Genomic DNA, 21,869 nt, shown 5'->3' on the forward strand with positions numbered 1-21,869 from the left:
TGCAGCCTCTTTGAACTTCTCCTCAGCCTCCTTGTCGCCGGGGTTCAGGTCGGGATGGTACTTCCGGGCCATCTTCTTGTATGCTTTTTTGATCTCGTCCTCAGAGGCCCCTTTGGAGATGCCCAGGACTTCGTAATAATCTCGTTTCTGCTCTGCCATATGAAAACTCCTCATTCCGAAACGCCGTATCAGGGACAGGCCGATCCGCTCTGTCCCTGATACGTTTTATGAGAGGGTCGCTTACTGGTTCTTGTCGTCCTCGTCGACCACCTTGTAGTCAGCGTCGTAGTACTGACCCTGCTGGGCGCCGGCGCCGGCGTCGGGGCCGGGCTGCTGGGCGCCGCCCTGGGGATTGGCCTGCTGATACAGCTTCTCGCTGACGGCGTAGAACTGCTGGGTCAGCTCCTCGGTGGCGGCCTTGATGGCAGCGGTGTCCTGACCCTTCAGGGTCTCCTTCAGCTTATCCAGGGCGGACTGAACCTTGGCCTTCTCGTCGGCGGGGATCTTGTCGCCCATCTCGTTAAGAGTCTTCTCGGACTGGTAGACCATCTGGTCGGCCTGGTTGCGGACCTCCACTTCCTCCTTCAGCTTGGCATCCTGGGCCGCGTACTGCTCGGCTTCCTTGACGGCCTTCTCAATGTCCTCCTTGGACATGTTGGAGGAGGAGGTGATGGTGATGTGCTGCTCCTTGCCGGTGCCCAGGTCCTTGGCGGAGACGTTGACGATGCCGTTGGCGTCGATGTCGAAGGTCACCTCAATCTGAGGCACGCCCCGGCGGGCGGGAGCGATGCCGTCCAGGTGGAAGCGGCCCAGGGACTTGTTGGCGGCGGCCATCTCCCGCTCGCCCTGCAGCACGTTGACCTCCACGGAGGTCTGGTTGTCGGCGGCGGTGGAGAAGATCTGGCTCTTCTTCACGGGGATGGTGGTGTTGCGGTCAATCAGCTTGGTGCACACGCCGCCCATGGTTTCAATGCCCAGGGACAGGGGGGTGACATCCAGCAGCAGCAGACCCTTCACGTCGCCGGTCAGCACGCCGGCCTGCAGGGCGGCGCCCATGGCCACGCACTCGTCGGGGTTGATGCCCTTGAAGGGCTCGCTGCCGGTGTACTTCTTCACGGCCTCCTGCACGGCGGGGATACGGCTGGAGCCGCCCACCAGCAGGACCTTGCTCAGGTCGGAGGGCTTCAGGCCGGCATCGGACATGGCCTGATGGACGGGGCCCATGGTGGCCTCCACCAGGTGGGCGGTCAGCTCGTTGAACTTGGCCCGGGTGAGGGTCACGTCCAGGTGCTTGGGACCGGTGGCGTCGGCGGTGATATAGGGCAGGTTGATGTTGGAGGTGGTGACGCCGGACAGCTCGATCTTGGCCTTCTCGGCGGCCTCCTTCAGCCGCTGCATGGCAACCTTGTCGGAGGACAAATCCACGCCGTCAGAGCGCCTGAACTCGTTCACAAGGTACTTCATGATGCACTCGTCGAAGTCGTCGCCGCCCAGACGGTTGTTGCCGGCGGTGGCCAGAACCTCGATGACGCCGTCATCGATCTCCAGGATGGAGACATCGAAGGTACCGCCGCCCAGGTCATAGACCATGATCTTCTGGGCGTTCTCCTTATCCACACCGTAGGCCAGAGCCGCGGCGGTGGGCTCGTTGATGATGCGCTTCACGTCCAGACCGGCGATGCGGCCGGCGTCCTTGGTGGCCTGGCGCTGGGAGTCGGTGAAGTAAGCGGGGACGGTGATCACCGCCTCGGTGACGGTCTGGCCCAGATAGGCCTCGGCGTCCGCCTTCAGCTTCTGCAGAATCATGGCGCTGATTTCCTGGGGGGTGTAGGCCTTGCCGTCCACGGTGACCTTGTAGTCGCTGCCCATCTCACGCTTGATGGAAGAGATGGTGCGGTCGGGGTTGGTGATGGCCTGGCGCTTTGCCACCTGGCCCACCATACGCTCGCCGGTTTTGGAGAATGCCACCACAGAGGGGGTGGTGCGGTTGCCTTCGGCGTTGGGGATGACGACGGCCTCGCCGCCCTCCATCACAGCCACGCAGGAGTTTGTAGTACCCAGATCAATACCGATAACCTTAGACATAATCTTTTTCCTCCTAATATATCGAAAGAATTTATTGACAGTTTCAAATTTGGCCGAAGGCCAAACGCAATTGGAATCATTTTCGCCGCGGCACGGAATGCGTCTCCTCGCGGCACAGCCGCTGCGGCCTACGCTGAAAACATGCCACCGGCATGTTTTCTGAACGCTGCGGCGTGGCGAAAATACCCCGACCTGTGCGCCCCTGGGGCGCACACACCCGTCCGCAGACTGGTGGGGGGAATCTAAAAGGGGGGAAAGCGGCGAAGCGCCGCCAGCGGCGGATACAGCGAGCCGCTTTCGAGGAAGTGCCGCGATTGGCGGCCCGAACAGGGCCGGGAATCGCATCGGCACGACGGTGTACGCAGTTCCCTCTTTAGTTCGCCACCTGCACGAAGGCGTAGCGCAGGACCTTGTCGCCCAGCATGAAGCCGGTCTGGAACACCTGCACCACCTCGCTCTCGCCGTACTGCTCATCCTCGATGTGCATCACAGCGTTGTGGCGGTTGGGGTCGAAGGTCTGGCCCCTGGCCTCGATCTCCGTGACGCCCAGGTCCTCCAGAATCTTCTTGTACTGGTTGAAGATCATCTCCAGGCCCTTTTTGTGGGGGGAGTCCTCGCCGCCCTCGGTGGCCATGGCCCGCTCCAGATTATCATACACTGCCAGGAACGCCTTGATGGTGTCCAGCTTGGCGTCCTGATAGATGGTTTCCTTTTCCTTGGTGGTCCGCTTGCGGTAGTTGTCATACTCGGCGGCCAGCCGGGTGTACTGATCCTTGGCGGCTTCCAGCTGCCGGGCGGCCAGCTCGGCGGCCTCCATCTGCTCCTGGGTCAGGGTGTAGGTCTTTTTCTTCTCTTTTTTCTCTTTCTTTTCCGCCTTCTCCTGCTTCTCCGGCTCCTGCTGCGGCGCTTGCTCCGCCGCCTCAGGGGCCTGCGTCTCCTTCTCCTCGTCGGGAGTCGGCTGCTTCGTCTCTTCGCTCATTCTTCCATATCCTCCTTGGGGGGCAGATCCCGTTTTCCAAACAGCCGTGTCAGCCCGTCGGCAAAGCCGGACAGCCGGGCGGCCACCGCCGCGTAATCCATTCTGGTGGGGCCCACCACACCGATCAGGCCCCGCATGTCGTCTCCGATATCATAGCTGGCCACCACCACGCTGGTGTCCCGCAGCTCCTCACTGACGTTCTCCGGTCCGATGAGAATCTTCATGGGACTGTTGTCCTCCGGGATGGGCAGGTTCTCCTTCCCGTCCGTCAGGAAGCTCATCAGGTCGTGAGCCTTGTCGGCGTCCCGGAACTCCGGCAGCTTCAGAAGTTGGGTGGCGCCGGTGGTGTAGATCTCCTTCCGGCCCGCCTCGTCCAGCACATCCGCCGCGTAGCTCACGGTCTGGCTCAGCAGCAGAAACAGCTGGGGCGGCAGCTGGTCCGACAGGTCCATCAGCTTGACATTCATCTCATCGGCGGAGACGCCGGTGAAATGCTGGTTCAGAAGGCCGGACAGCATGGGCATCTTGGACTGATCCACCCGCAGCTGCAGCCGCAGCAGCTGGCTTTTCACCCGGTTGTTGCCCATCATCATCACCACGATGCAGCTCTTGTCATCCACCGGCAGCAGCTCAAAGTGCCGGGCGGTGAGGGTGCTTTTGCGGGTAGCGGCCATGTAGGTGGGGTAATTCACAAAGGAAGCCACCGCCCGGCCCGCCTGGGAAATCACCCGGTCCAGCTCCTCCATCTTCAGCTGCAGGGACTGGTTGATGCGCTCCGTCTCCGCCACGCTCAGCCGCTGCTGCTCCATCAGCTCGTTGACGTACAGGCGGTAGCCCTTGGGGGAGGGAACGCGGCCGGCGGAGGTATGGGGCTGCTCCAGGTAGCCCATTTCCACCAGGTCCGCCAGCTCGTTGCGGATGGTGGCGGAACTGACGCTGCCGCCCATTTCGGCGGCAATGGCCTTGGAGCCCACCGGCTCCGCCGTGCGGATGTAATCCTCCACAACGGCCTTCAGGATCTGCTTTTTCCGATCCGTCAGTTCCATTTCACACACCTCTCTGCGGTTTAGCACTCCTTTCCCCTGAGTGCTAACGTGAGTTTACCACCCCGCTCCAACGTTGTCAATGCGCGGATATAAACAATTTGTGAATAAACTCGGAAAAAAATAAAAACAATTTTTTCCTGTTTCCGCAGGAGGAAAGCTTCCCCCCACCCGGCGCGAAAAAATCCCTCCGGACGGAAAGTCCGGAGGGATTTTCAGACGCGGAAGCGGGATCAGGCCTTGGTGGTCTCGCCGGCGGCGGCAGCCGCGGCGGCCTTGGCCTCAGCAGCGGCCTTGGCCTTTTCGGCCTGGGCCTTCTTGATGGCCTTGTACTTTTCCTTCTCCTCAGCGGTGGCAACGGGAAGGATGGCATCCCGGGGGCAGACCTTGGTGCAGAGCTTGCAGCCCACGCACTTGTCATAGTCGATGACGGCCACGCCGTTCACCACGTGAATGGCGTCCTTTTTGCACTCCTTCTGGCACAGGCCGCAGCCGATGCAGGAGGCGGAGCAGACGCTCATGGCGGCCTTGCCCTTGTCCTGGTTGGCGCAGGCCACGTGGACCTTCTTGGAGGCGGGGACGGAGACGATCAGCTTCCGGGGGCAGGCCTTGGCGCAGGCCATGCAGGCGGTGCACTTGTCGGGGTCCACCACGGCGGAGCCGTTGGGGCCGATGGACATGGCGCCGAACTGGCAGGCGTTGACGCAGGAGCCGAAGCCCAGGCAGCCGAACTGGCACTCCAGGGGGCCGGCGGCCACCTTGGTGGCGGCCATGCAGTCCTGCACGCCCACATACTCAAAGCGCTTCTTGGCGTTGGTGCCGCCCTTGCAGCGGACGAAGGCCACCTGGCGCTCCCCGGAGGGAGCCTCCATGCCCATGATCTGGGCGATGGCGGCGGCGTTCTCCGCGCCGGCGGGGGCGCAGGCGGTGACAGGAGCATTGCCGGCCAGGATGGCGGCGGCGCAGCCGGCGCAGCCGGGATAGCCGCAGCCGCCGCAGTTGGCGCCGGCCAGATGGCTGAGAATGGCCTCCTCGCGGGGGTCCTTCTTCACCTCAAAGACTTTGGAAGCCACGGCCAGCAGCAGGCCGAACACGGCGCCCAGGATGCCGAGAACGGCAATGGCATAAATAACGTTCGTCATATTCCTTTTGCCTCCTTACCAGACCTTCAGGCCGGAGAAGCCCATGAAGGCCAGAGCCATGAGACCGGCGGTGACCAGCGCGATGGGGAAGCCGTCGAAGGCCTTGGGATAGTCGGCAAACACCAGACGCTCCCGGATGCTGGCGAACAGCACGATGGCCAGCAGGAAGCCCAGACCGCCGGTAATGCCGTAAAACACGGACTCGATGAAGTTGTAGTTGTTCTGGATGTTCAGCAGAGCCACGCCCAGCACCGCGCAGTTGGTGGTGATCAGGGGCAGGTACACGCCCAGGGCGGTGTACAGGGAGGGCATCGCCTTCTGCAGGAACATCTCAATGAACTGCACCAGCGCGGCGATGACCAGGATGAAGGCCACGGTCTGCATGTAGGTCAGGTCCAGCGGCACCAGCAGGGCGTTGTACACCACCCAGGTGATGGCGGAGGCCAGTCCCATGACGAAGGTCACGGCGATGCCCATGCCCACGGCGGTATCCACTTTCTTGGAGACGCCCAGGAAGGGGCAGATGCCCAGGAACTGGGAGAAGATGAAGTTGTTCGCCAGAATGGCGCCCAGCGCAATGGCCAGGAGTTCGTAAATCTGATCCATGTTCTCTCCTCCTTATTTCTTAGACCGGGACAGCGCCCACTGCATGGCGGCGATGAGGCAGCCCAGCACCAGGAAGCCGCCCACCGGCAGGGTCAGCATCTTCACAGCGTAGGTATCGGGGAAGATCTGGATGCCCTTGCCGCCGGCCAGGATGCCGCCGCCGAAGGTGCCGGCGCCCAGGAACTCGCGGATGATGCACATCACCAGCAGCACCACGGTGTAGCCGAAGCCCTGGAACACACCGTCAAAGAAGGAGGCGGCGACGCCGTTCTTGTAGGAGAAGGACTCGGCACGGCCCAGGATGATGCAGTTCACCACGATCAGGGGGATGAACACGCCCAGGGACGCGGACAGGGCCGGGACGAAGGCCTGCAGCAGCAGGTCCACCATGGTGACGAAGCCGGCGATGACCACGATGAACATGGCGATACGGATCTTATCGGGGACGATCTTGCGGATCAGGGAGATGATGACGTTGGACAGAGTCAGGATCACCAGAACGGCGATGCCCATGCCCAGGCCGTTGAAGAAGGAGGTGGTGATGGCCATGGTGGAGCACATACCCAGCACCTGCACCAGAACGGGGTTCTGGGTCAGGAGGCCTTCCATAAACTGCTTTTTCAGATTCATAATCGACTGCTCCTCCTTTCTCAGCCCAGCACGCCGGCCACGGCCAGCGCCGCGTTGACGCCGGTGGTGACGCCCTTGCTGGACACGGTGGCGCCGGAGATGGCGTCCACGTTCTTGCCCACGGTCAGCTCGCCGTCAGCGGCACTTCTGCCGATGAACTGGTCCAGAACGCCGGTGCCGCTGGTCAGCGGCTCGTTGTTCATGACCTTGGAGCCGATGCCGGAGGTCTCGGAGTTGCTGACGATGGACACGCCGGTGACGGCGCCCTCAGCGTCCAGGCCCACCATCATGACGATGTTGCCCTGGGAGCCGGAGGCCACAATCTTCAGCGCGTGGCCGATGACGCTGCCGCCGGCCTGGGCCTCATAGGCCTTAGTGAGGGTGGCGCCGGCGCCGGAAGCGGCGGCGATCATCTCTTCCGTCGGTTCCACAACAGTGGGGGAGCCTTCCATCTCAGGCAGGACTTCCTGGATAGCCGCCGCGGTCTTGCGCTCGTTGGCGGCGGTGATGTTGGGCAGGGTCAGCTTGTTGACGAAGCCCAGCAGGCCCGCCACGATCACGCAGGTGACAAACAGGGTGACCGTCAGCTTCACGAGGTACTTGGGGTCCATATCGACCTTGGTTTTTGCTTCATTGCTCATTTCGCAGACGCCTCCTTCTTATCGGATTTCACGACGCCAAAGCGAGTCGGCTTGGTGTACTTGTCGATGAGAGCGGTGCAGCAGTTCATGACCATGATGGAGTAGCACACGCCCTCGTTATAGGAGCCGAAGTACCGGATGAACACGGTGAACAGGCCGCAGCCGATGCCGAAGATCAGCTGACCCTTCTTGGTGACGGGGGAGGTGGCATAGTCGGTGGCCATGAAGAAGGCACCCAGCATCAGACCGCCGCTGAACACGCTGTAGAGCATGAACTCCAGGCCGGAGCCGGTCTTGGGAAACAGGAAGGACAGCACGGCCACGGTGCCGATGTAGGCCACGGGGGTCTGCCAGTTGATGACCTTGCGCCAGATCAGGTAGATGCCGCCGATGAGCAGCATCAGGGCGGAAACCTCGCCCAGGGAGCCGCCGATGAAGCCCATGAACACGTCCTTGACGGAGTAGGCGGCCTTCAGGCCCTCCATATCCATGTTCTTCAGATAGGACAGGGGGGTAGCGGCGGTGGTGACGTCCACGCCGCCGAAGAGGGGCGCGCTGCCGGAGGCAGGGTCAAACCAGCGGGTCATGGAGCCGGCATAGCTGGCCACCAGCATGGCGCGGCCGGCCAGGGCGGGGTTGATGAAGTTCTTGCCGATGCCGCCGAACAGCTGCTTGACGAACACGATGGCAAAGAAGTCGCCGATGAGGATGGCCCACCACTCCAGGGTGACGGGGCAGGTCATGGCCAGCAGCATGCCGGTAACCACGGCGGACAGGTCGCCCACGGACTGGGGCTTGTGCATCAGCTTGCGGTACAGCCACTCGAAAAACACGCAGCCCACCACGGAGATGGCGGTGAGGACCAGGGCCTCAATGCCGAAATTCCACACGGAGAAGGCCAGAGCCGGCAGCAGGGCGATGATCACGTCCAGCATGATGGAGCGGGTGGTCTCACTGCCGCGGATGTGGGGAGAAGAAGTGGCGATGAGCTTCAGATTCTTGTAATCAGTCATGGTTTACGCCTCCTTCTTCTGTTCGGCAGCCTTCTTGGCCTCGGCGGCTGCCCGGTCGGCGGCGGCCTTGTCCTTCACCAGCTGCTTGCCGTATTTGAACATATGGGTCAGGTGCATACGGGCGGGGCAGGCGTAAGCGCAGGCGCCGCACTCCATGCAGTCCATAATGTGAGCTTCGTTCAGCTCATCCACCATCTTCTTGGCGGCGTACTGATACATGAACAGCGGCTCCAGATGGACGGGGCAGGCGGCCACGCACTTGCCGCAGCGGATGCACTGGGGGTTCTCCACAGTCTGCTCCTCGTCGGCGCAGAAGGCCAGAATGGCGCCGGTGCCCTTGGCCACGGGGATGTCGGCGGTGTACTGGGCCATGCCCATCATCGGTCCGCCGGCGATGATCTTGTAGGTCTTTTCATCCAGTCCGCCGCAGGCGTCAAACAGGCAGGACACGGGGGTGCCGATGGGGCACTCCAGGTTCTTGGGCTCCTTCACGCCGGAACCGGACACGGTGACGATCTTCCGCACCACGGGCATGCCCTGGGTGATGGCCCGGTAGATGGCGCAGGTGGTGTTGATGTTGAACACGGCGCAGCCGATGTTGGAGGGCAGGCCGCCGGGAGGCACCTGCTTGCCGGTGATGGCCTGGCACAGCTGCTTCTCACCACCCTGGGGGTAACGGCAGCGCAGGGGCTCCACCACCACGGGGGCCTTCTTCTCGGCGATGACCTTGTTCATGGCGTCGATACCGTTCTGCTTGTTGTCCTCAACGCCGATGACCACCTTGTCCACACCGAACATCTTGGCCAGGTATGTACAGCCGCCGATGATCTCCTCGGGACGCTCCAGCATGGTGCGGTGGTCGCCGGTGATGTAGGGCTCGCACTCGGCACCGTTGATGATGACGGTGTCCACCGCGCCGATGCCGCCGGAGATCTTCACATGGGTGGGGAAGGTCGCGCCGCCCATGCCCACGATACCGGCGTTCTTGACGGCCTCGATCATCTGCTCCACCGTCAGGGCGTCGGGATCCGCGGGGGCCTGCACTTCCTCGCTCAGCTCATCCTGGAAGTCGTTTTCGATGACCACGGAGGTCATGTTGCCGCCCATGGAGTAGGGACGGGGCTCCACAACCTTCACCGTGCCGGAAACGCTGGCATGGATGGGGGCGCCCAGGCCCCGGAACTCGCCGATCTTCTGGCCCACCTTCACGTGGTCGCCCGCTTTGACCAGGGGCGTGCACGGTGCGCCGAAGTGCATCGACATGGGGATGACCACCTCAGCCGGGGGTTTCAGCTGCTCGATGGCCTTTTCATTGGTCGCGGCTTTCATATCATGGGGATGAACGCCGCCAAAGAAAGCTTGTGCCATTGTCTTCACCTCATTTTTCTCCTGGATAGCATCCCGAGCAGAATGTCTATCACATACTGCGTTTTATTTTACACCGATACCGGGCGGTTGTCCAGTCCGGAAAGGCCTTAAATCTGATAAAATTGTTTTCCTTTTGACAAGTTTTTTCCTCTTTCCGTCCAATCAATCCTTTTTCTGACTGGTTTGCCCGGGTTTTCTGCAGGAAAATGTGCCCCGTCTTGCCTTTTGGCGCGGTGTGTGCTACACTGTGCTTCATAAAGAACGTTTCTGTTCACTGACCCGGATCCGGAGGTATTTCATGGTACAGAATATTGACCGCAGACAGCTTCTGCGGGAGACCGACCGCATCCTGCGGGACGCCCAGGTGTCTCCCCGCCGCTTCTTCGCCCTGTTCCTGGCAATGGACGGTCTGATGCGCCTGGCAAACTACTTTGCCAATCTCACCGACAGCCTCGTCTCCCTGTCCAACCCCGTGGGCCTGTTCGTCACCATTCTGGTGAACCTGCTGAGCCTGGTGCTGGAGGCCGGGTGCGTGATGTACTGCCTGGGCATCCGCCGGGGGGAGCGGGTGGAATACCTGACGCTGTTTGACGGCTTCTCCTTTGTGGGGCGGGTAATTCTGCTCTACCTGACCAAGTACCTGTTCATTTTCCTGTGGTCCCTGCCCGCCAGCCTGTTCGGCAGCACCATGCTGGTGCTCTACGGGAATGATATGCTCCTGTCCTCTTTCCTGATGCCTCTGCTGCTGGTGCCGCCGGTGATGGCCCTGTACCGCTACCGCTTCGCCGTTTACAACCTGTGCGAGCGGCCGGACCTGAGCCCCATGGAAGCCATCCGCCTCAGCAAGCTCCAGACCTTCGGCTGCAAGGGCCACCTCCTGCTGCTGGACCTGCGCTTCGCGGGCTGGATGATTCTCAGCTACCTGCCCACTTCCGCCGTGCTGATGATGAACCTGGCGGCCGCGCTGGACCAGGCCGTGCCGGCCATCAATGAGCCGCTGTCCCTGACGCTGCAGCTGCTGTTCCCCATCTTCATCGGCGTGCTCTACCTGCCCCGGTACCACACCGCCGTGGCCGGGTGCTACGAGGCCGCCGTGGCCAACACCGGCGTCCAGCCCGGCCAGTCCGGCCGCCCCGGCTGGGATCACGGCCCCGACAATCTGGGCGGCTACTAAAACTGCGGGTGCGAACTCTGCGAGGCTTTTCAACAAACTAAGAGGTCCCGGCGCACAGCGCCGGGACCTCTTTTTTATTAATAAGGAGAAGCTCAGAAGCCGGGGAACCACTTGCGGACCTGGGGCACCCGGCTCAGCGCCGCCACCAGCGCCGCGCCGCACACGCCGCCGAACACTCCCTGGATGATGTTGGAGGGGATGCCCGCGGCGCTGCCCGCCAGGCTGCCCATCAGCACGCCGTCGTAGAGCCAGTAGCCCACAATCATCACCAGCTCCGCCAGCGCCGCGCCCACCGGCAGCAGCTTCCGGCTCCGGCGGTACAGCCCGCCGGCCAGCGCCGCCATGACGGCCTTGATCACCAGCGTGCCGGGCACGTACACCGCGTAGCCCGACAGCAGGTCCGCCAGCGCGGAGCCCACGCCGCCGGCCACGGCGCCGTACACCGGCCCCAGCAGGCAGCCGGACAGCAGCACCACGCAGTCGCCCAGGTTCATGTAGCCGTGGGTGGGAGAGGGAATCTGGATCACCATGGTGGCCACGCAGGCCAGGGCCATCAGCACGCCGGTCATCACCAGCCGCAGCAGCTTTGTCGTCTTATCTTGCATGGGGGTCACTCCTTGTTGCATTTGATGGTTGCTATTTTATCCCACATATGGCATGATAAAAATAGCCAATTCCGATATTTGTAACCATGCCAGAAAGGAGGGGTTTCCCTGCTGACCTATCCCATGGAGGACCGGGGCGGGCTGCCCCTGTACGAATACCTGTACCGCCGCGTCCGGGAGGACATTCTCTCCGGGGCGCTGCCTGCCGGCACCCGGCTGCCCTCCAAGCGGGCGCTGGCGGAGCACCTGCGCTTGTCGGTGATGACGGTGGAGACGGCCTACGCCCAGCTGGCGGCGGAGGGCTATCTGGAGAGCCGGCCCCGGCTGGGGTACTTCGCCGCCCAGGTGGACCACTCCCCCGCCGCCCCCGCCGCTCCGGCGGCGGTGCCGGTGCCTCCGCCGGAAAAGGTCTGGCGGCTGGACCTGAAAACCAACCGCATCGACGCCTCCCGCTTTCCCTTTTCCCTGTGGGCCAAGCTGACCCGGCAGGTGCTCAGCGAGCAGGGCACGGCCCTGCTGTCCCCCATGCCCCACCCGGGGCTGCCGGACCTGCGGCAGGCCATTGCCGATGACCTGCGGGATTACCGGGGCATGACCGTCTCCCCGGAGCAGATCGTCATCGGCTCCGGCGCGGAGTACCTGTATCTGCTGCTGGCCCAGCTGCTGGGCCGGGACACGGTGCTGGCCCTGGAGGACCCGGGGTACCCCAAGGTGGGACAGGTGTACCGCAGCAGCGGCCTGCGGTGTGTGCCGGTGCCGCTGGACCGCCAGGGCATCCGGCTGGACGCCCAGCGCCGCAGCGGCGCGGCGGCGGCCCACATCTCTCCCTCCCACCACTATCCCACGGGACTGACCATGCCCATCCAGCGGCGCCAGGCCCTGCTGCGGTGGGCGGAGGAGACCGACGGTCTCATCATTGAGGATGACTATGACAGCGAGTTCCGCTTTACAGGCCGCCCCATCCCGCCGCTGCAGAGCATCGACCGCCAGGGCCGGGTGATTTACATGAACACCTTCTCCCAGACCATCGCCCCCTCCATGCGCATCGGCTTTCTGGTGCTGCCGCCCCGGCTGCTGGACCGCTGGCAGGCGGCGGCGGGCTTCTACGCCTGCACCGTCCCGGCGCTGGAGCAGGCGGTGCTGGCCCGGTTCCTGTCCTCCGGTCACTACGAGCAGCACCTGTCCCGGATGCGCATCGAGTACCGCGCCCGCCGCTCCGCCGTGCTGGAGGCCTTCCGCTCCAGCCCCTTCGCCGGCCGCATCACCATCACGGAAAACGGCGCGGGGCTTCACTTCCTGCTGAAGCTGGACACCCGCCGCTCCGACGGGGAGCTGCGGGAGCGGGGGGCGGAACTGGGCATCCGGGCGGGGTTCCTGTCGGAGTACGCCGTGGACCCCACGCCGGACATGGACCACACCCTGGTGGTGAACTACGCCGGGCTGGACCCCCGGCAGCTGGACGAGGCCATGGCGCTGCTGACAGAGTTGTTCACGGAACCGTAAAAAGCAGGGGAACCGTGTCCGGTTCCCCTGTTTTTATTGCAGCGCCAGCGTCTGGCCCTCATAGATGACGGCGGTGACGCCGGTGAGGTCCGGCATGGTTTCAAAGCTGCCGGAGGTGGTCATGACGTACCAGCCGTCCTCCGCCCCCGGCGGAGCCTCATAGGAGGCGCCGCCAGAGGTGCCGCGGCCGTTCAGGGTCACCTCCGCCACGCGGCCGTCGGCGTACACCAGCGTGACGGGGAAGGGCCTGTGCAGCTCCTCCATCATCAATCCCACGTCCCCCTCCGCGGTCATCTCCCAGGACAGGGGCGAGATGCGGAAGCTCCGCAATATGGCCCTGCCGCCGCAGGCCTTCGCCTCGCCGGACCAGCCCACCGACAGGTCCTGATACGCCACGGTCCAGGTGTGGCTCCAGGTTCCCGGCACCAGCACCTCAAAGTCGGAGTACTGGCCGTCGGCGGTGGTAAAGTCCCCGCCGGAAAGATATAGAATCTGCTTTCCCCGGCTGCCGTCGTACCACAGCTGCCGCCGGCCGTCGGGCAGCGCCGCGGAGGCGTAACCGTTCTCCCATTCCAGGTCCTCCGGCACCTGCAGATTCTCATTTTCAATGGTCAGGCTGCCCTCGCCATCCACCGTGGCGCAGGTGGCAATCCCCTCCCGCAGAGTGACGCGGAAGCCCTCAATGCCCCGGTCCACCTCGTAGCCGAAGTCCTCCACCGTCAGCGTCACGGACCGGCCCGCCAGGTCCCCGTCGGGCCGCAGGGTCAGCAGACAGGTGACGGACCGGTCTGTCCGGTGGATGGCCCTGCAGTTCCAGCTGAGGCTGTCCAGGCCGAAATCCATGTGCCGGAATTTCAGCTCCCGGCTCATGGGCAGCTCCTCCGGGAAGTCGAACCGCAGCTGGATGTAAATTAGGTTCCGGTCCCCCGTCATCTGCTCCACCGTCATGGTGATGTCCTGACAGGTGGAAGTCCCGTCCACCTGCTGCACGGCAGGCCGCAGCCGCTCCGCCTGCTCCTCCGTCAGCTGCAGCGCCTCCCGCACCCGGGTGTCCATCACCGGCGGCTCCGGCTCCGGTTCCGGCTGCGGAACAGGCTCCGGCTTTACCGGCGGCAGCTCCGGAATCTCCTCCGGCTCCGGGACCTCTGCCGGGACGGGAATCTCCGCCTGCGCCGCCGGGGCGGGCCGCAGGCCCAGCGCCGCCGTCACCCGGCCGTTGGTGGCCAGATCCGCCGCCGCCAGGGCGCTGGCGGACATGGCGCAGATCAGAACCGCCGCCAGCAGGCCCCGCAGCAGCGGCGGACGGCGGCGGGCCGGAACGGCGATGCGCTCCATGGTGCGGCGCTTCACCGCCGCCAGATCGAATTCCGGCTGCTCCCGCAGCAATTCCTCCAGTTGCTCCTCATCGGGAAACCGCAGCTTCTCCATTCAGCACACCCCCTTTTCCGTCAGATCCCGCTTCAGCTTTTCCCGGCCCCGCCGCAGCCGGCTTTTCAGGGTGGACGGGTTCCGGCCGGTGACGGCGGCGATCTCCTCCACCGTCTGGCCCAGGTAGTAAAACCGCAGGAACAGCTCCCGGTCCGCCGGGTCCAGCTCCTCCACCGCCGACCGCACCGCCCGGTCCCGCTCCCGGCGCTCCGCCGCCTGCTCCGGCAGCGGGGCGGGGTCCGGCAGCGTCTCATCCTCCGGCAGGGGAGCCTCCGCCCGGTACTGCCGCAGCCGCTGCCGGGCGGCGTTCCGGGCGATGGCCGCCAGATAGGGCTTCACTTCCCCCCGCAGCCGTTTCCGGCTGTTCCACAGGTTTACGAACACGTCGGACAGCACCTCCTCCATGTCCTCCGGCGGAAGCGTCCGGCCCAGAAAGGCCGCGATGATTCTGGCGGCATAGGCGCCGTAGGCGTCCATGATCTCCTCCAGCGCCGCGGGATCGTCCCGCCGCAGCCGCTCCGCCCAGTCCCTGTCCATGCTCCGTCCCTCCCTGTCTTCCGTTGGTCCTTACACCTGACTATACGCAAAAGCCGGGAAAAGGGTTGCACTTTTCCGGAAAAACGCACAAGAAAAGACCTGCCTCGCGGCAGGTCTTTTCTGATGAATCACAGGAACCGTCAGGTTTGTGCCTTGGCGGCCTTGCCGTGCTTCTTCCACTTCTTCACGTTGATGAGGATCAGCACGACGGCGATGGCGATGCCGATGATGTCCGTCAGGGTGCCGGGGATGAACATCAGCATACCGCCGCCCACAAACAGCAGCCGCTCCAGGGGATTCAGCTTCCACAGCAGCCAGCCCTGGAAGCCCATGGAGATGATGATGGTGCCGATGAGGGCGGAGATGCACACGGAGACGATCTCCAGCGGCTCGCCCTTGAGCATCAGCGCCGGGCTGTAGCAGAAGGCGAAGGGTGCGATGAAGCCCGCGAAGCCCAGCTTGCACGCCTCCACAGCCGTATTCATGGGATTGCACTTGGCCAGGCCGGCGCCGGCGTAGGCCGCCAGAGCCACGGGAGGCGTAATGGCGGACAGGCAGGCGAAGTAGAACACAAACAGGTGGGCGGTCAGCAGCGGCAGACCCAGCTTCACCAGAGAGGGAGCCAGAATGGAGGCCGCGATGACGTAAGCGGAGGTGGTGGGCAGCCCCATGCCCAGAATGACGCAGGCGATGGCGGTAAACACCAGGGACAGGAACAGGTTGCCGCCGGCGGCCTTGATCATCATGTCGCCGAACACCACGCCGATACCGGTCAGGGCGGTCATGGCCACCACGATGCCGGCGCAGGCGCAGCCCATGACGATGGTCATGGAGCTGAAGCCGGACTTCACCATAGAGGGAGCGATGTCCTTGGGGGTAAACCGCTTCTTCTTATCCAGCAGCATGACCAGAGGCACGCTGACGGTGGCGAACAGGGCGGAACGCAGGGGGGAGAACTGGGCGATCAGCAGGCTGTAGATCAGCACGCCGATGATGACCAGATAGATCCAGCCTTCCTTCAGGACGTCCTTGGTCTTGGGGATGTCCTTGGGGTCCACCAGCTCGATCTCCGCGATCTCAGACTGGGAGACCACGGCGGTGGCGGCGCCGATGAAGTACAGCAGGGCGGGAACCACGGCGCAGACAACGATGGCGATGTAGGGCTCGTTGGTGAACGCCACCATCAAAAACGCGCCGGAGCCCATGACCGGGGGCAGAATCTGACCGCCGGTGGATGCCACGGCCTCCACGCCCGCGGCGAAGGGGGGCTTGTAGCCGCGGGACTTCATCAGGGGGATGGTAAAGGTGCCGGTGCCCACCACGTTGGCCACGGCGGAGCCGTTGATGGTGCCCATCAGAGCGGAGGCCACCACAGCGGCCAGAGCGGGGCCGGAGCGGATTTTGCCGGTGAGGGAGAAGGCCAGGTCATTGATGAACTGGCTGCAGCCGGACCGCTCCAGGAAGGCGCCGAACATGACGAACATGAAAATCACGGTTGCGGACACGCTCATGGTGGTGCCGAAAATGCCGTCCAGGTCGGTGGCCAGGAACTTGCAGATGCGCTCCAGACTGTAGCCTCTGTGGGCGATGGACATGGGCAGATAGGGGCCGGCCAGGGCGTAGGCGATGAAGAACAGCGCCAGGATGGGCATGATCCAGCCCAGGGCGCGGCGGGTGGCCTCCAGCACGATGATCAGCAGCAGCGCGCCGGCCAGGGTGGCCATGGGAGTCACCACGCCCAGGCGGTCGGAGATGTGGGCGATCTCGTCCTGAGCGATGAGCACCGCCGCCCAGATGGCCACGATCAGGCCCACGTCAATGACGCGGCACAGCACGCGGAAGCCCTTGGAGCCGGCAAACTTCTTGCCGAAGAAATGGTCATGCAGGGGCATGGTCAGCAGCACGATGGTGATGCCGAAGGCCAGATGGAAGCCACGCTGCTGGGCATAGGGCAGCTGGCCCAGGAAGCCTGTGGCGATGTGGAACAGCGTCATGCAGAACGCCACCACGGCGGCGGCCTTTACAAACGGAGATCCCTTGCCCTCTTCCAGAGTTCGGGCGGCGGCAAGCTCACTGTCGAGGCTTTCCACGTCGATCTCTTTTACCTGTTTTTCCTTTGCCATAGGGAAATTTCCCTCCTCTTCAGGTTAAGATGTCGTTAAGTATCCGGGTATTACCCCGTACTGCCGTTTGGGCGGGGCCCAAACGGCAGTACGGTCAGTTCCTTCATGGATGTACAGGCGGGAAGCCGCTTACTTCAGCATGCCGGCCTCCTGATAGTACTTGGCGGCGCCGGGATGCAGCTCGATGGGCAGATCGTTGCAGATGAAGCTGGGATCTTCCATGGACTTCATGGAGGCGTGGCCGGCAACCAGGTCGGAGACGTGGGTGGCCAGGGCCTCGGCGAAGGCGTAGGCGGTGTCATCGTCCAGGCTGGCGTTGGCAACGATCAGGCACTTCACGCCGAAGGTGGGGACGTCAGCGTCCTGGCCGGGATAGGTGCCGGCGGGGATGACGGTCTTGTAGTAGGAGGGGTTGGCCTCAACAACCTTGTCCAGCTCGGCATCGGTGTAGCCCAGGAACACGCAGTCCTTGGTCTGGGCAACGCTCAGCTGGCCGCCGATGGGGATACCGGCGAAGCCGTGGGAGGCGTCACGCACACCGTCGCCCACTTCGTTGGCGCCGTCGCCCAGGCCCAGGTTGACCTTCTCAGCGGGCTCCACGCCGGCGGCGGCCAGGCCGGCCAGACCGGCGATCTCGGTGGTGGAGGCCTCGGGGCCGATGGCCACGTTCTTGCCGCCCAGCTCATTGACCATGGTCAGGCCGCTGCTCTTCAGGGCGATCCAGTTGGACAGGGAGGTGTACACGGCGCAGATGGCCCGCAGGTCGGAGCAGGCCTGGCCTTCGAACTTGCCCTCGCCCTTGACGGCCTGGGCAGCGGTATCGCCGGCGATGGTGGCCAGCTGGACTTCACCGGACTGGATGTTCACGCAGTTGGCGGGAGAGCCCTTGGAGGTCTCCACGTTCACCTTGAAGCCGGGGACGTTGTCATTGATGACGGAAGCCACGGCGGCGCCCACGGGATACATGGTGCCGGTGGAGTCGGCGGTGCCGATGGTCAGGATCTGGGTCTTGCCGGAGGGAGCAGCAGGGGCGCTGCCGGCAGGGGCGGCGGCGCTGCCGCCGGAGCTGGAGCCGGAGCCGCCGCAGCCGGCCAGCATGGTTGCCAGCATTGCGGTGGAGAGCAAAAGTGCAAAAATCCTCTTTTTCATAATATTCTCCTCTTCCATTCGATTACGGCAATCTGCCGCCAAAGATTTGTAATGCAAAAGGGCGCGAAGTACCAGACTCACGCCCTTGTGAATTACATAACGAAATATACCACACCTGTCCTTGTCTGACAACCACTTTTTTGCGGTTTGCAAACATTTTGTAATTAATTCCAGTTTTGTCCGTCATAATTTGTGAAATCGCACACTTGACTTTTTGCGTGTCTGGAACGATATTCCTGCAAAAACCAGGCCGTCCGGCGAACCGGACGGCCTGGTTTTGAATGTTTTGTCGATCTGACTGTCAGAAGCTCAGCACTTCTCCACCACAACAGCGGTGCCCATGCCGCCGCCGATGCACAGGGTGGCCAGGCCCTTCTTGGCCTCGGGCCGCTTCAGCAGCTCGTGGACCAGGGTGACGATGATACGGGCGCCGGAAGCGCCGACGGGGTGGCCCAGAGCGATGGCGCCGCCGTTGACGTTGACCTTGCTCATGTCGAAGCCCAGCTCACGGGCCACGGCGATGGACTGGGCGGCAAAGGCCTCGTTGGCCTCGACCAGGTCCAGATCCTCGACGGTGACACCGGCCTTGGCCATGGCGGCGCGGGAGGCCACCACGGGGCCGACGCCCATGATCTTGGGATCGACGCCGCCCTGGCCCCAGCCGATCAGCTTGGCCATGGGCTTCAGACCGTACTTCTCCACAGCCTCGCCGGAGGCCAGCACGATGGCGGCAGCGCCGTCGTTGATGCCGGAGGCGTTGGCGGCGGTGACGCGCTGAGTGCCCTTGTCATCGGCATCCTGGAGGCCGGTGGGCTCAAAGGTATGGACAACCTGGGGAGCGGGGGACTCGGGACCCACGGGGAAGGCGCCCCGCAGCTTGGCGATGGACTCGGGAGTGACGCCGGCCTTGGGATACTCGTCGCGCTTGAACTCCACGGTCTCCTTCTTGACCTTCACGGGGACGGGAACGATCTCGTCGTCGAAGCGGCCGGCGTCACGGGCGGCGCAGGCCTTCTGCTGGGAGGCGGCGGCGAACTCGTCCTGCTCCTTGCGGGTGATGCCCCAGATGTCGTTGATGTTCTCGGCGGTGGTGCCCATGTGATAGTTGTTGAAGGCATCCCACAGGCCGTCCTTCACCATCTCGTCCACGATCTTCTTGTCCAGCATGCGGGCACCCCAGCGGGCGTCGGGAATGGTGTAGGGAGCGGCGCTCATGTTCTCGGTGCCGCCGCAGACCACGATGTCGGAGTCGCCGGCCAGGATGGAGCGGGCGGCCTCAATGACGGACTTCATACCGGAGCCGCAGACCATGCCCACGGTGTAAGCGGGAACGGAATAGGGGATGCCGGCCTTCACAGAGACCTGGCGGGCAACGTTCTGGCCCTGGCCGGCGGTCAGGATGCAGCCGAACATCAGCTCGTCCACCTGCTCGGGCTTCACGCCGGCGCGGTTCAGGGCTTCCTTGACCACGATTGCGCCCAGATCAGCAGCGGGGGTGTTCTTCAGGGAGCCGCCGAAAGAGCCGATGGCAGTTCTGCAGCAATTCACAATATAAAGATCCTTCATGATGTTCCTCCGTTTTTCAAAAAATTTCAATGTCGTTTTCCAGAGAATCTTGCGCATCAGAAAAGCCTGCGAAATTGTCAAAAATCAAACAAATATGTTATTTTTGTAGCAATTCCACAAGGGGAATTCTTTTGCTGATTTTGATTATAGGTGCTTTTTTCCCTCCCGTCAATGGCTATTTCACACTTTTCGAAAATTCGTTAAACCTTTCACAATTCAGTCCCACATTTGGATAGTTTGACTAAAAGTCTCTCGCCCGCTTTTCAGCAGTCTCCGCAAGATTCAGCAATTTATTGACAAGTTCCTTTTGTTTCCGCCCAAGATTGTTAAATCTCTGACGAGCCATATTTTCCGGCGCACTCCCTCCCCGGTCCGGAGGGCGCCGTCACGCTCCCTCGCCCTGCCGCTGCCGCAGCTCCTCCACCAGCTCCAGCGCCTCTTCCAGCACGTCGCCGCCGGGCTTCAGCTTCAGCGTCAGCATGGGAATCTCCCCGGCGGAGAGGGTCAGCCGGCCCTTGTACCTGGCCAGGCTCACCACCTGCACCAGCGCCTCGGGGCGGAAGGCCCCCAGAGTCAGCTTCAGCAGGCCGCCCTTCTGGGTGATGTCGGACACGCCGGCCTTCACGGCGGCGGCCCGCAGCAGCGCCACGTCCAGCAGGGCCAGCACGCTTTTCGGCGGCTCGCCGTAGCGGTCGATCAGCTCATCCAGCACGTCGGCGCTGTCCTCGTTGGAGCGGATGGCGGCAATGCGGCGGTACAGGTCCATCCGCTGCTCGGCGGAGGCCACGTACCGCTCCGGGATGTTGGCGTTCACCGTCAGGTCGGCGGAGCACTCGGGGACGATGCTCTTCGCCTCTCCCTTCTCCTCCAGCACCGCCTCCTCCAGCAGCTTCAGATAGAGATCGTAGCCCACGCTCATGAGATAGCCGGACTGCTCCGGCCCCAGCAGGTTGCCGGCGCCCCGGATCTCCAGGTCCCGCATGGCGATGCGGAAGCCGGAGCCGAACTCCACGTACTCCCGGATGGCCGCCAGACGCTTGGCGGCAGCCTCCTGCAGCACCTTGCCCCGCTGATAGGTGAGGTAGGCGTAGGCCCGGCGGGCGCTGCGGCCGATGCGGCCCCGGATCTGGTGAAGCTGGGCCAGGCCCATCCGGTCCGCCCCCTCGATGATGAGGGTGTTGACGTTGGGGATATCGATGCCGGTCTCAATGATGGTGGTGCAGACGAGAATGTCCGCCTGGCCGTCCACCATGGCCTGCATCACGCCGGACAGCTCCTTCTCCCCCATTTTGCCGTGGCCGGTGACGATGCGCGCCTCCGGCCCCAGCAGCTTCTGCAGCCGGGCGGCGGTGAGGTCGATGGTGTCCACCCGGTTGTGGAGGTAGTACACCTGGCCGCCCCGGCCCAGCTCCTTGCGGATGGCGTCCTCAATGATGGCCCAGTCATGCTCCATGACGTAGGTCTGCACCGGCTGTCGGTCCCGGGGCGGCTCCTCCAGGGTGGACATGTCCCGCAGGCCCGACAGGGCCATGTTCAGGGTCCGGGGGATAGGGGTGGCCGACAGGGTGAGCACATCCACCTGCTTGGCCAGCTTCTTGAGCTTTTCCTTGTGGCCCACGCCGAAGCGCTGCTCCTCGTCCACCACCAGAAGCCCTAAGTCCTTGAACTGAATATCCTTCCCCAGCAGCTTGTGGGTGCCGATGAGCAGGTCCACCTCCCCCTGGGCGGTTTTCCGCAGAATCTCCCGGGTCTGGCCGGGGGTGCGGAAGCGGGAGATCATCTCAAAGTCCACAGGGAACTGGGAAAACCGCTTGAGGGCGGTCATGTAGTGCTGCTGGGCCAGCACGGTGGTGGGCACCAGCATGGCGGCCTGCTTGCCCTCCAGCACGCACTTCATGATGGCCCGGAAGGCCACCTCGGTTTTGCCGTAGCCCACGTCCCCGCAGAGGAGCCGGTCCATGGGCACGGGCTTTTCCATGTCCCCCTTGATCTCCGCCGCTGCCCGGAGCTGATCCTCGGTCTCGGGGTAGGGGAAAAGGGCTTCAAAGTCCCGCTGCCAGGGAGAGTCCGGGGCGAAGGCATAGCCTGCCAGCCGCTGGCGCTGGGCGTAAAGCTGGATGAGGCCCTTGGCCATGTCCTTGGCGGCCTTTTTGGCCTTGGTCTTGGAACGCTCCCACTCGCCGCCCCCCAGCCTGGACAGACGGCGGCGGTCCGGGTCGTCCCCGCTGCCGATGTATTTGCTCACCAGGTCCAGCTGAAGGGCGGGGACGTAGAGCA

19 protein-coding genes are annotated in these 21,869 nt (G+C 63.6%); 2 read left to right on the plus strand and 17 right to left on the minus strand.

The window, feature by feature from the left end; translation table 11 throughout:
* The 10 genes from SOX55_RS00290 to rsxC form a co-directional block, all read right to left on the minus strand.
* Nucleotides 1-159, minus strand: a 159-nt coding sequence (locus SOX55_RS00290; protein WP_325285449.1) for a DnaJ domain-containing protein, incomplete at its 3' end; no start/stop codon positions are given.
* An 81-nt stretch (nt 160-240) separates the two neighbouring features.
* Complete coding sequence (gene dnaK / locus SOX55_RS00295; protein ID WP_325285431.1) at nt 241-2,085, minus strand: molecular chaperone DnaK; 1,845 nt, start codon at nt 2,083-2,085, stop codon at nt 241-243.
* A gap of 373 nt (nt 2,086-2,458) precedes the next feature.
* Nucleotides 2,459-3,064 (minus strand): nucleotide exchange factor GrpE, encoded by a 606-nt coding sequence (gene grpE, locus SOX55_RS00300; protein WP_325285432.1) that lies wholly within the window; start codon nt 3,062-3,064, stop codon nt 2,459-2,461.
* Entirely contained in the window at nt 3,061-4,110 is a 1,050-nt protein-coding gene (gene hrcA, locus SOX55_RS00305; protein ID WP_325285433.1) for a heat-inducible transcriptional repressor HrcA, read from the minus strand. The genes grpE and hrcA overlap by 4 nt, the downstream gene beginning before the upstream one ends.
* A 230-nt stretch (nt 4,111-4,340) precedes the next feature.
* Nucleotides 4,341-5,249 (minus strand): RnfABCDGE type electron transport complex subunit B, encoded by a 909-nt coding sequence (locus SOX55_RS00310; RefSeq protein ID WP_325285434.1) that lies wholly within the window; start codon nt 5,247-5,249, stop codon nt 4,341-4,343.
* Between the two features lie 15 nt (nt 5,250-5,264).
* Entirely contained in the window at nt 5,265-5,855 is a 591-nt protein-coding gene (gene rsxA / locus SOX55_RS00315) for an electron transport complex subunit RsxA (protein ID WP_325285435.1), read from the minus strand.
* A 12-nt stretch (nt 5,856-5,867) separates the two neighbouring features.
* Nucleotides 5,868-6,485, minus strand: coding sequence for an electron transport complex subunit RsxE (gene rsxE, locus SOX55_RS00320; RefSeq protein ID WP_325285436.1), 618 nt, complete (start codon nt 6,483-6,485; stop codon nt 5,868-5,870).
* A 20-nt stretch (nt 6,486-6,505) separates the two neighbouring features.
* Nucleotides 6,506-7,126: an FMN-binding protein gene (locus tag SOX55_RS00325; RefSeq protein WP_325285437.1), complete on the minus strand. Its 621-nt coding sequence runs from the start codon at nt 7,124-7,126 to the stop codon at nt 6,506-6,508.
* Nucleotides 7,123-8,139 (minus strand): RnfABCDGE type electron transport complex subunit D, encoded by a 1,017-nt coding sequence (locus tag SOX55_RS00330; RefSeq protein WP_325285438.1) that lies wholly within the window; start codon nt 8,137-8,139, stop codon nt 7,123-7,125. The genes SOX55_RS00325 and SOX55_RS00330 overlap by 4 nt, the downstream gene beginning before the upstream one ends.
* Before the next feature lie 3 nt (nt 8,140-8,142).
* Entirely contained in the window at nt 8,143-9,507 is a 1,365-nt protein-coding gene (gene rsxC, locus SOX55_RS00335) for an electron transport complex subunit RsxC (protein ID WP_325285439.1), read from the minus strand.
* A 298-nt stretch (nt 9,508-9,805) separates the two neighbouring features.
* On the opposite strand from rsxC, the gene SOX55_RS00340 reads away from it, so the two are divergent.
* Nucleotides 9,806-10,681 carry a DUF975 family protein gene (locus tag SOX55_RS00340; RefSeq protein ID WP_325285440.1) on the plus strand — a complete coding sequence of 292 codons (876 nt, stop codon included), beginning with the start codon at nt 9,806-9,808 and terminating at the stop codon, nt 10,679-10,681.
* 92 nt (nt 10,682-10,773) lie between these two features.
* Here the strand turns inward: SOX55_RS00340 and SOX55_RS00345 are convergent, their stop codons facing one another.
* Entirely contained in the window at nt 10,774-11,286 is a 513-nt protein-coding gene (locus SOX55_RS00345) for an ECF transporter S component (protein ID WP_325285441.1), read from the minus strand.
* A gap of 123 nt (nt 11,287-11,409) precedes the next feature.
* On the opposite strand from SOX55_RS00345, the gene pdxR reads away from it, so the two are divergent.
* Nucleotides 11,410-12,789: a MocR-like pyridoxine biosynthesis transcription factor PdxR gene (gene pdxR / locus SOX55_RS00350; RefSeq protein WP_325285442.1), complete on the plus strand. Its 1,380-nt coding sequence runs from the start codon at nt 11,410-11,412 to the stop codon at nt 12,787-12,789.
* Between the two features lie 33 nt (nt 12,790-12,822).
* Here pdxR and SOX55_RS00355 read toward each other — a convergent pair whose 3' ends face one another.
* From SOX55_RS00355 to mfd, 6 genes are all read right to left on the minus strand, one after another.
* Nucleotides 12,823-14,217, minus strand: coding sequence for a hypothetical protein (locus tag SOX55_RS00355; protein WP_325285443.1), 1,395 nt, complete (start codon nt 14,215-14,217; stop codon nt 12,823-12,825).
* Nucleotides 14,218-14,754, minus strand: coding sequence for an RNA polymerase sigma factor (locus tag SOX55_RS00360; RefSeq protein WP_325285444.1), 537 nt, complete (start codon nt 14,752-14,754; stop codon nt 14,218-14,220).
* Between the two features lie 140 nt (nt 14,755-14,894).
* Nucleotides 14,895-16,877, minus strand: coding sequence for a TRAP transporter permease (locus SOX55_RS00365; protein ID WP_325285445.1), 1,983 nt, complete (start codon nt 16,875-16,877; stop codon nt 14,895-14,897).
* 129 nt (nt 16,878-17,006) lie between these two features.
* Complete coding sequence (locus tag SOX55_RS00370; protein ID WP_325285446.1) at nt 17,007-18,026, minus strand: TAXI family TRAP transporter solute-binding subunit; 1,020 nt, start codon at nt 18,024-18,026, stop codon at nt 17,007-17,009.
* 309 nt (nt 18,027-18,335) lie between these two features.
* The gene (locus SOX55_RS00375; protein WP_325285447.1) at nt 18,336-19,592 is read right to left on the minus strand and encodes an acetyl-CoA C-acetyltransferase; all 1,257 of its coding nucleotides are present in this window, start codon (nt 19,590-19,592) and stop codon (nt 18,336-18,338) included.
* Nucleotides 19,593-19,977: 385 nt separating this feature from the next.
* Nucleotides 19,978-21,869 (minus strand): transcription-repair coupling factor (gene mfd, locus SOX55_RS00380; protein ID WP_325285448.1); only part of this gene is annotated, 1,892 nt, incomplete at its 5' end.

It is taken from the genome of Dysosmobacter sp. (assembly GCF_034093755.1).
GTDB lineage: Bacteria > Bacillota > Clostridia > Oscillospirales > Oscillospiraceae > Oscillibacter.

Excerpts from the sequence above, each read along its gene's own strand:
- dnaK (WP_325285431.1), bottom strand. The coding sequence starts at position 2,085 with ATGTCTAAGGTTATCGGTATTGATCTGGGTACTACAAACTCCTGCGTG.
- grpE (WP_325285432.1), bottom strand. The coding sequence starts at position 3,064 with ATGAGCGAAGAGACGAAGCAGCCGACTCCCGACGAGGAGAAGGAGACG.
- hrcA (WP_325285433.1), bottom strand. The coding sequence starts at position 4,110 with ATGGAACTGACGGATCGGAAAAAGCAGATCCTGAAGGCCGTTGTGGAG.
- SOX55_RS00310 (WP_325285434.1), bottom strand. The coding sequence starts at position 5,249 with ATGACGAACGTTATTTATGCCATTGCCGTTCTCGGCATCCTGGGCGCC.
- rsxA (WP_325285435.1), bottom strand. The coding sequence starts at position 5,855 with ATGGATCAGATTTACGAACTCCTGGCCATTGCGCTGGGCGCCATTCTG.
- rsxE (WP_325285436.1), bottom strand. The coding sequence starts at position 6,485 with ATGAATCTGAAAAAGCAGTTTATGGAAGGCCTCCTGACCCAGAACCCC.
- SOX55_RS00325 (WP_325285437.1), bottom strand. The coding sequence starts at position 7,126 with ATGAGCAATGAAGCAAAAACCAAGGTCGATATGGACCCCAAGTACCTC.
- SOX55_RS00330 (WP_325285438.1), bottom strand. The coding sequence starts at position 8,139 with ATGACTGATTACAAGAATCTGAAGCTCATCGCCACTTCTTCTCCCCAC.
- rsxC (WP_325285439.1), bottom strand. The coding sequence starts at position 9,507 with ATGGCACAAGCTTTCTTTGGCGGCGTTCATCCCCATGATATGAAAGCC.
- SOX55_RS00340 (WP_325285440.1), top strand. The coding sequence starts at position 9,806 with ATGGTACAGAATATTGACCGCAGACAGCTTCTGCGGGAGACCGACCGC.
- SOX55_RS00345 (WP_325285441.1), bottom strand. The coding sequence starts at position 11,286 with ATGCAAGATAAGACGACAAAGCTGCTGCGGCTGGTGATGACCGGCGTG.
- pdxR (WP_325285442.1), top strand. The coding sequence starts at position 11,410 with ATGGAGGACCGGGGCGGGCTGCCCCTGTACGAATACCTGTACCGCCGC.
- SOX55_RS00355 (WP_325285443.1), bottom strand. The coding sequence starts at position 14,217 with ATGGAGAAGCTGCGGTTTCCCGATGAGGAGCAACTGGAGGAATTGCTG.
- SOX55_RS00360 (WP_325285444.1), bottom strand. The coding sequence starts at position 14,754 with ATGGACAGGGACTGGGCGGAGCGGCTGCGGCGGGACGATCCCGCGGCG.
- SOX55_RS00365 (WP_325285445.1), bottom strand. The coding sequence starts at position 16,877 with ATGGCAAAGGAAAAACAGGTAAAAGAGATCGACGTGGAAAGCCTCGAC.
- SOX55_RS00370 (WP_325285446.1), bottom strand. The coding sequence starts at position 18,026 with ATGAAAAAGAGGATTTTTGCACTTTTGCTCTCCACCGCAATGCTGGCA.
- SOX55_RS00375 (WP_325285447.1), bottom strand. The coding sequence starts at position 19,592 with ATGAAGGATCTTTATATTGTGAATTGCTGCAGAACTGCCATCGGCTCT.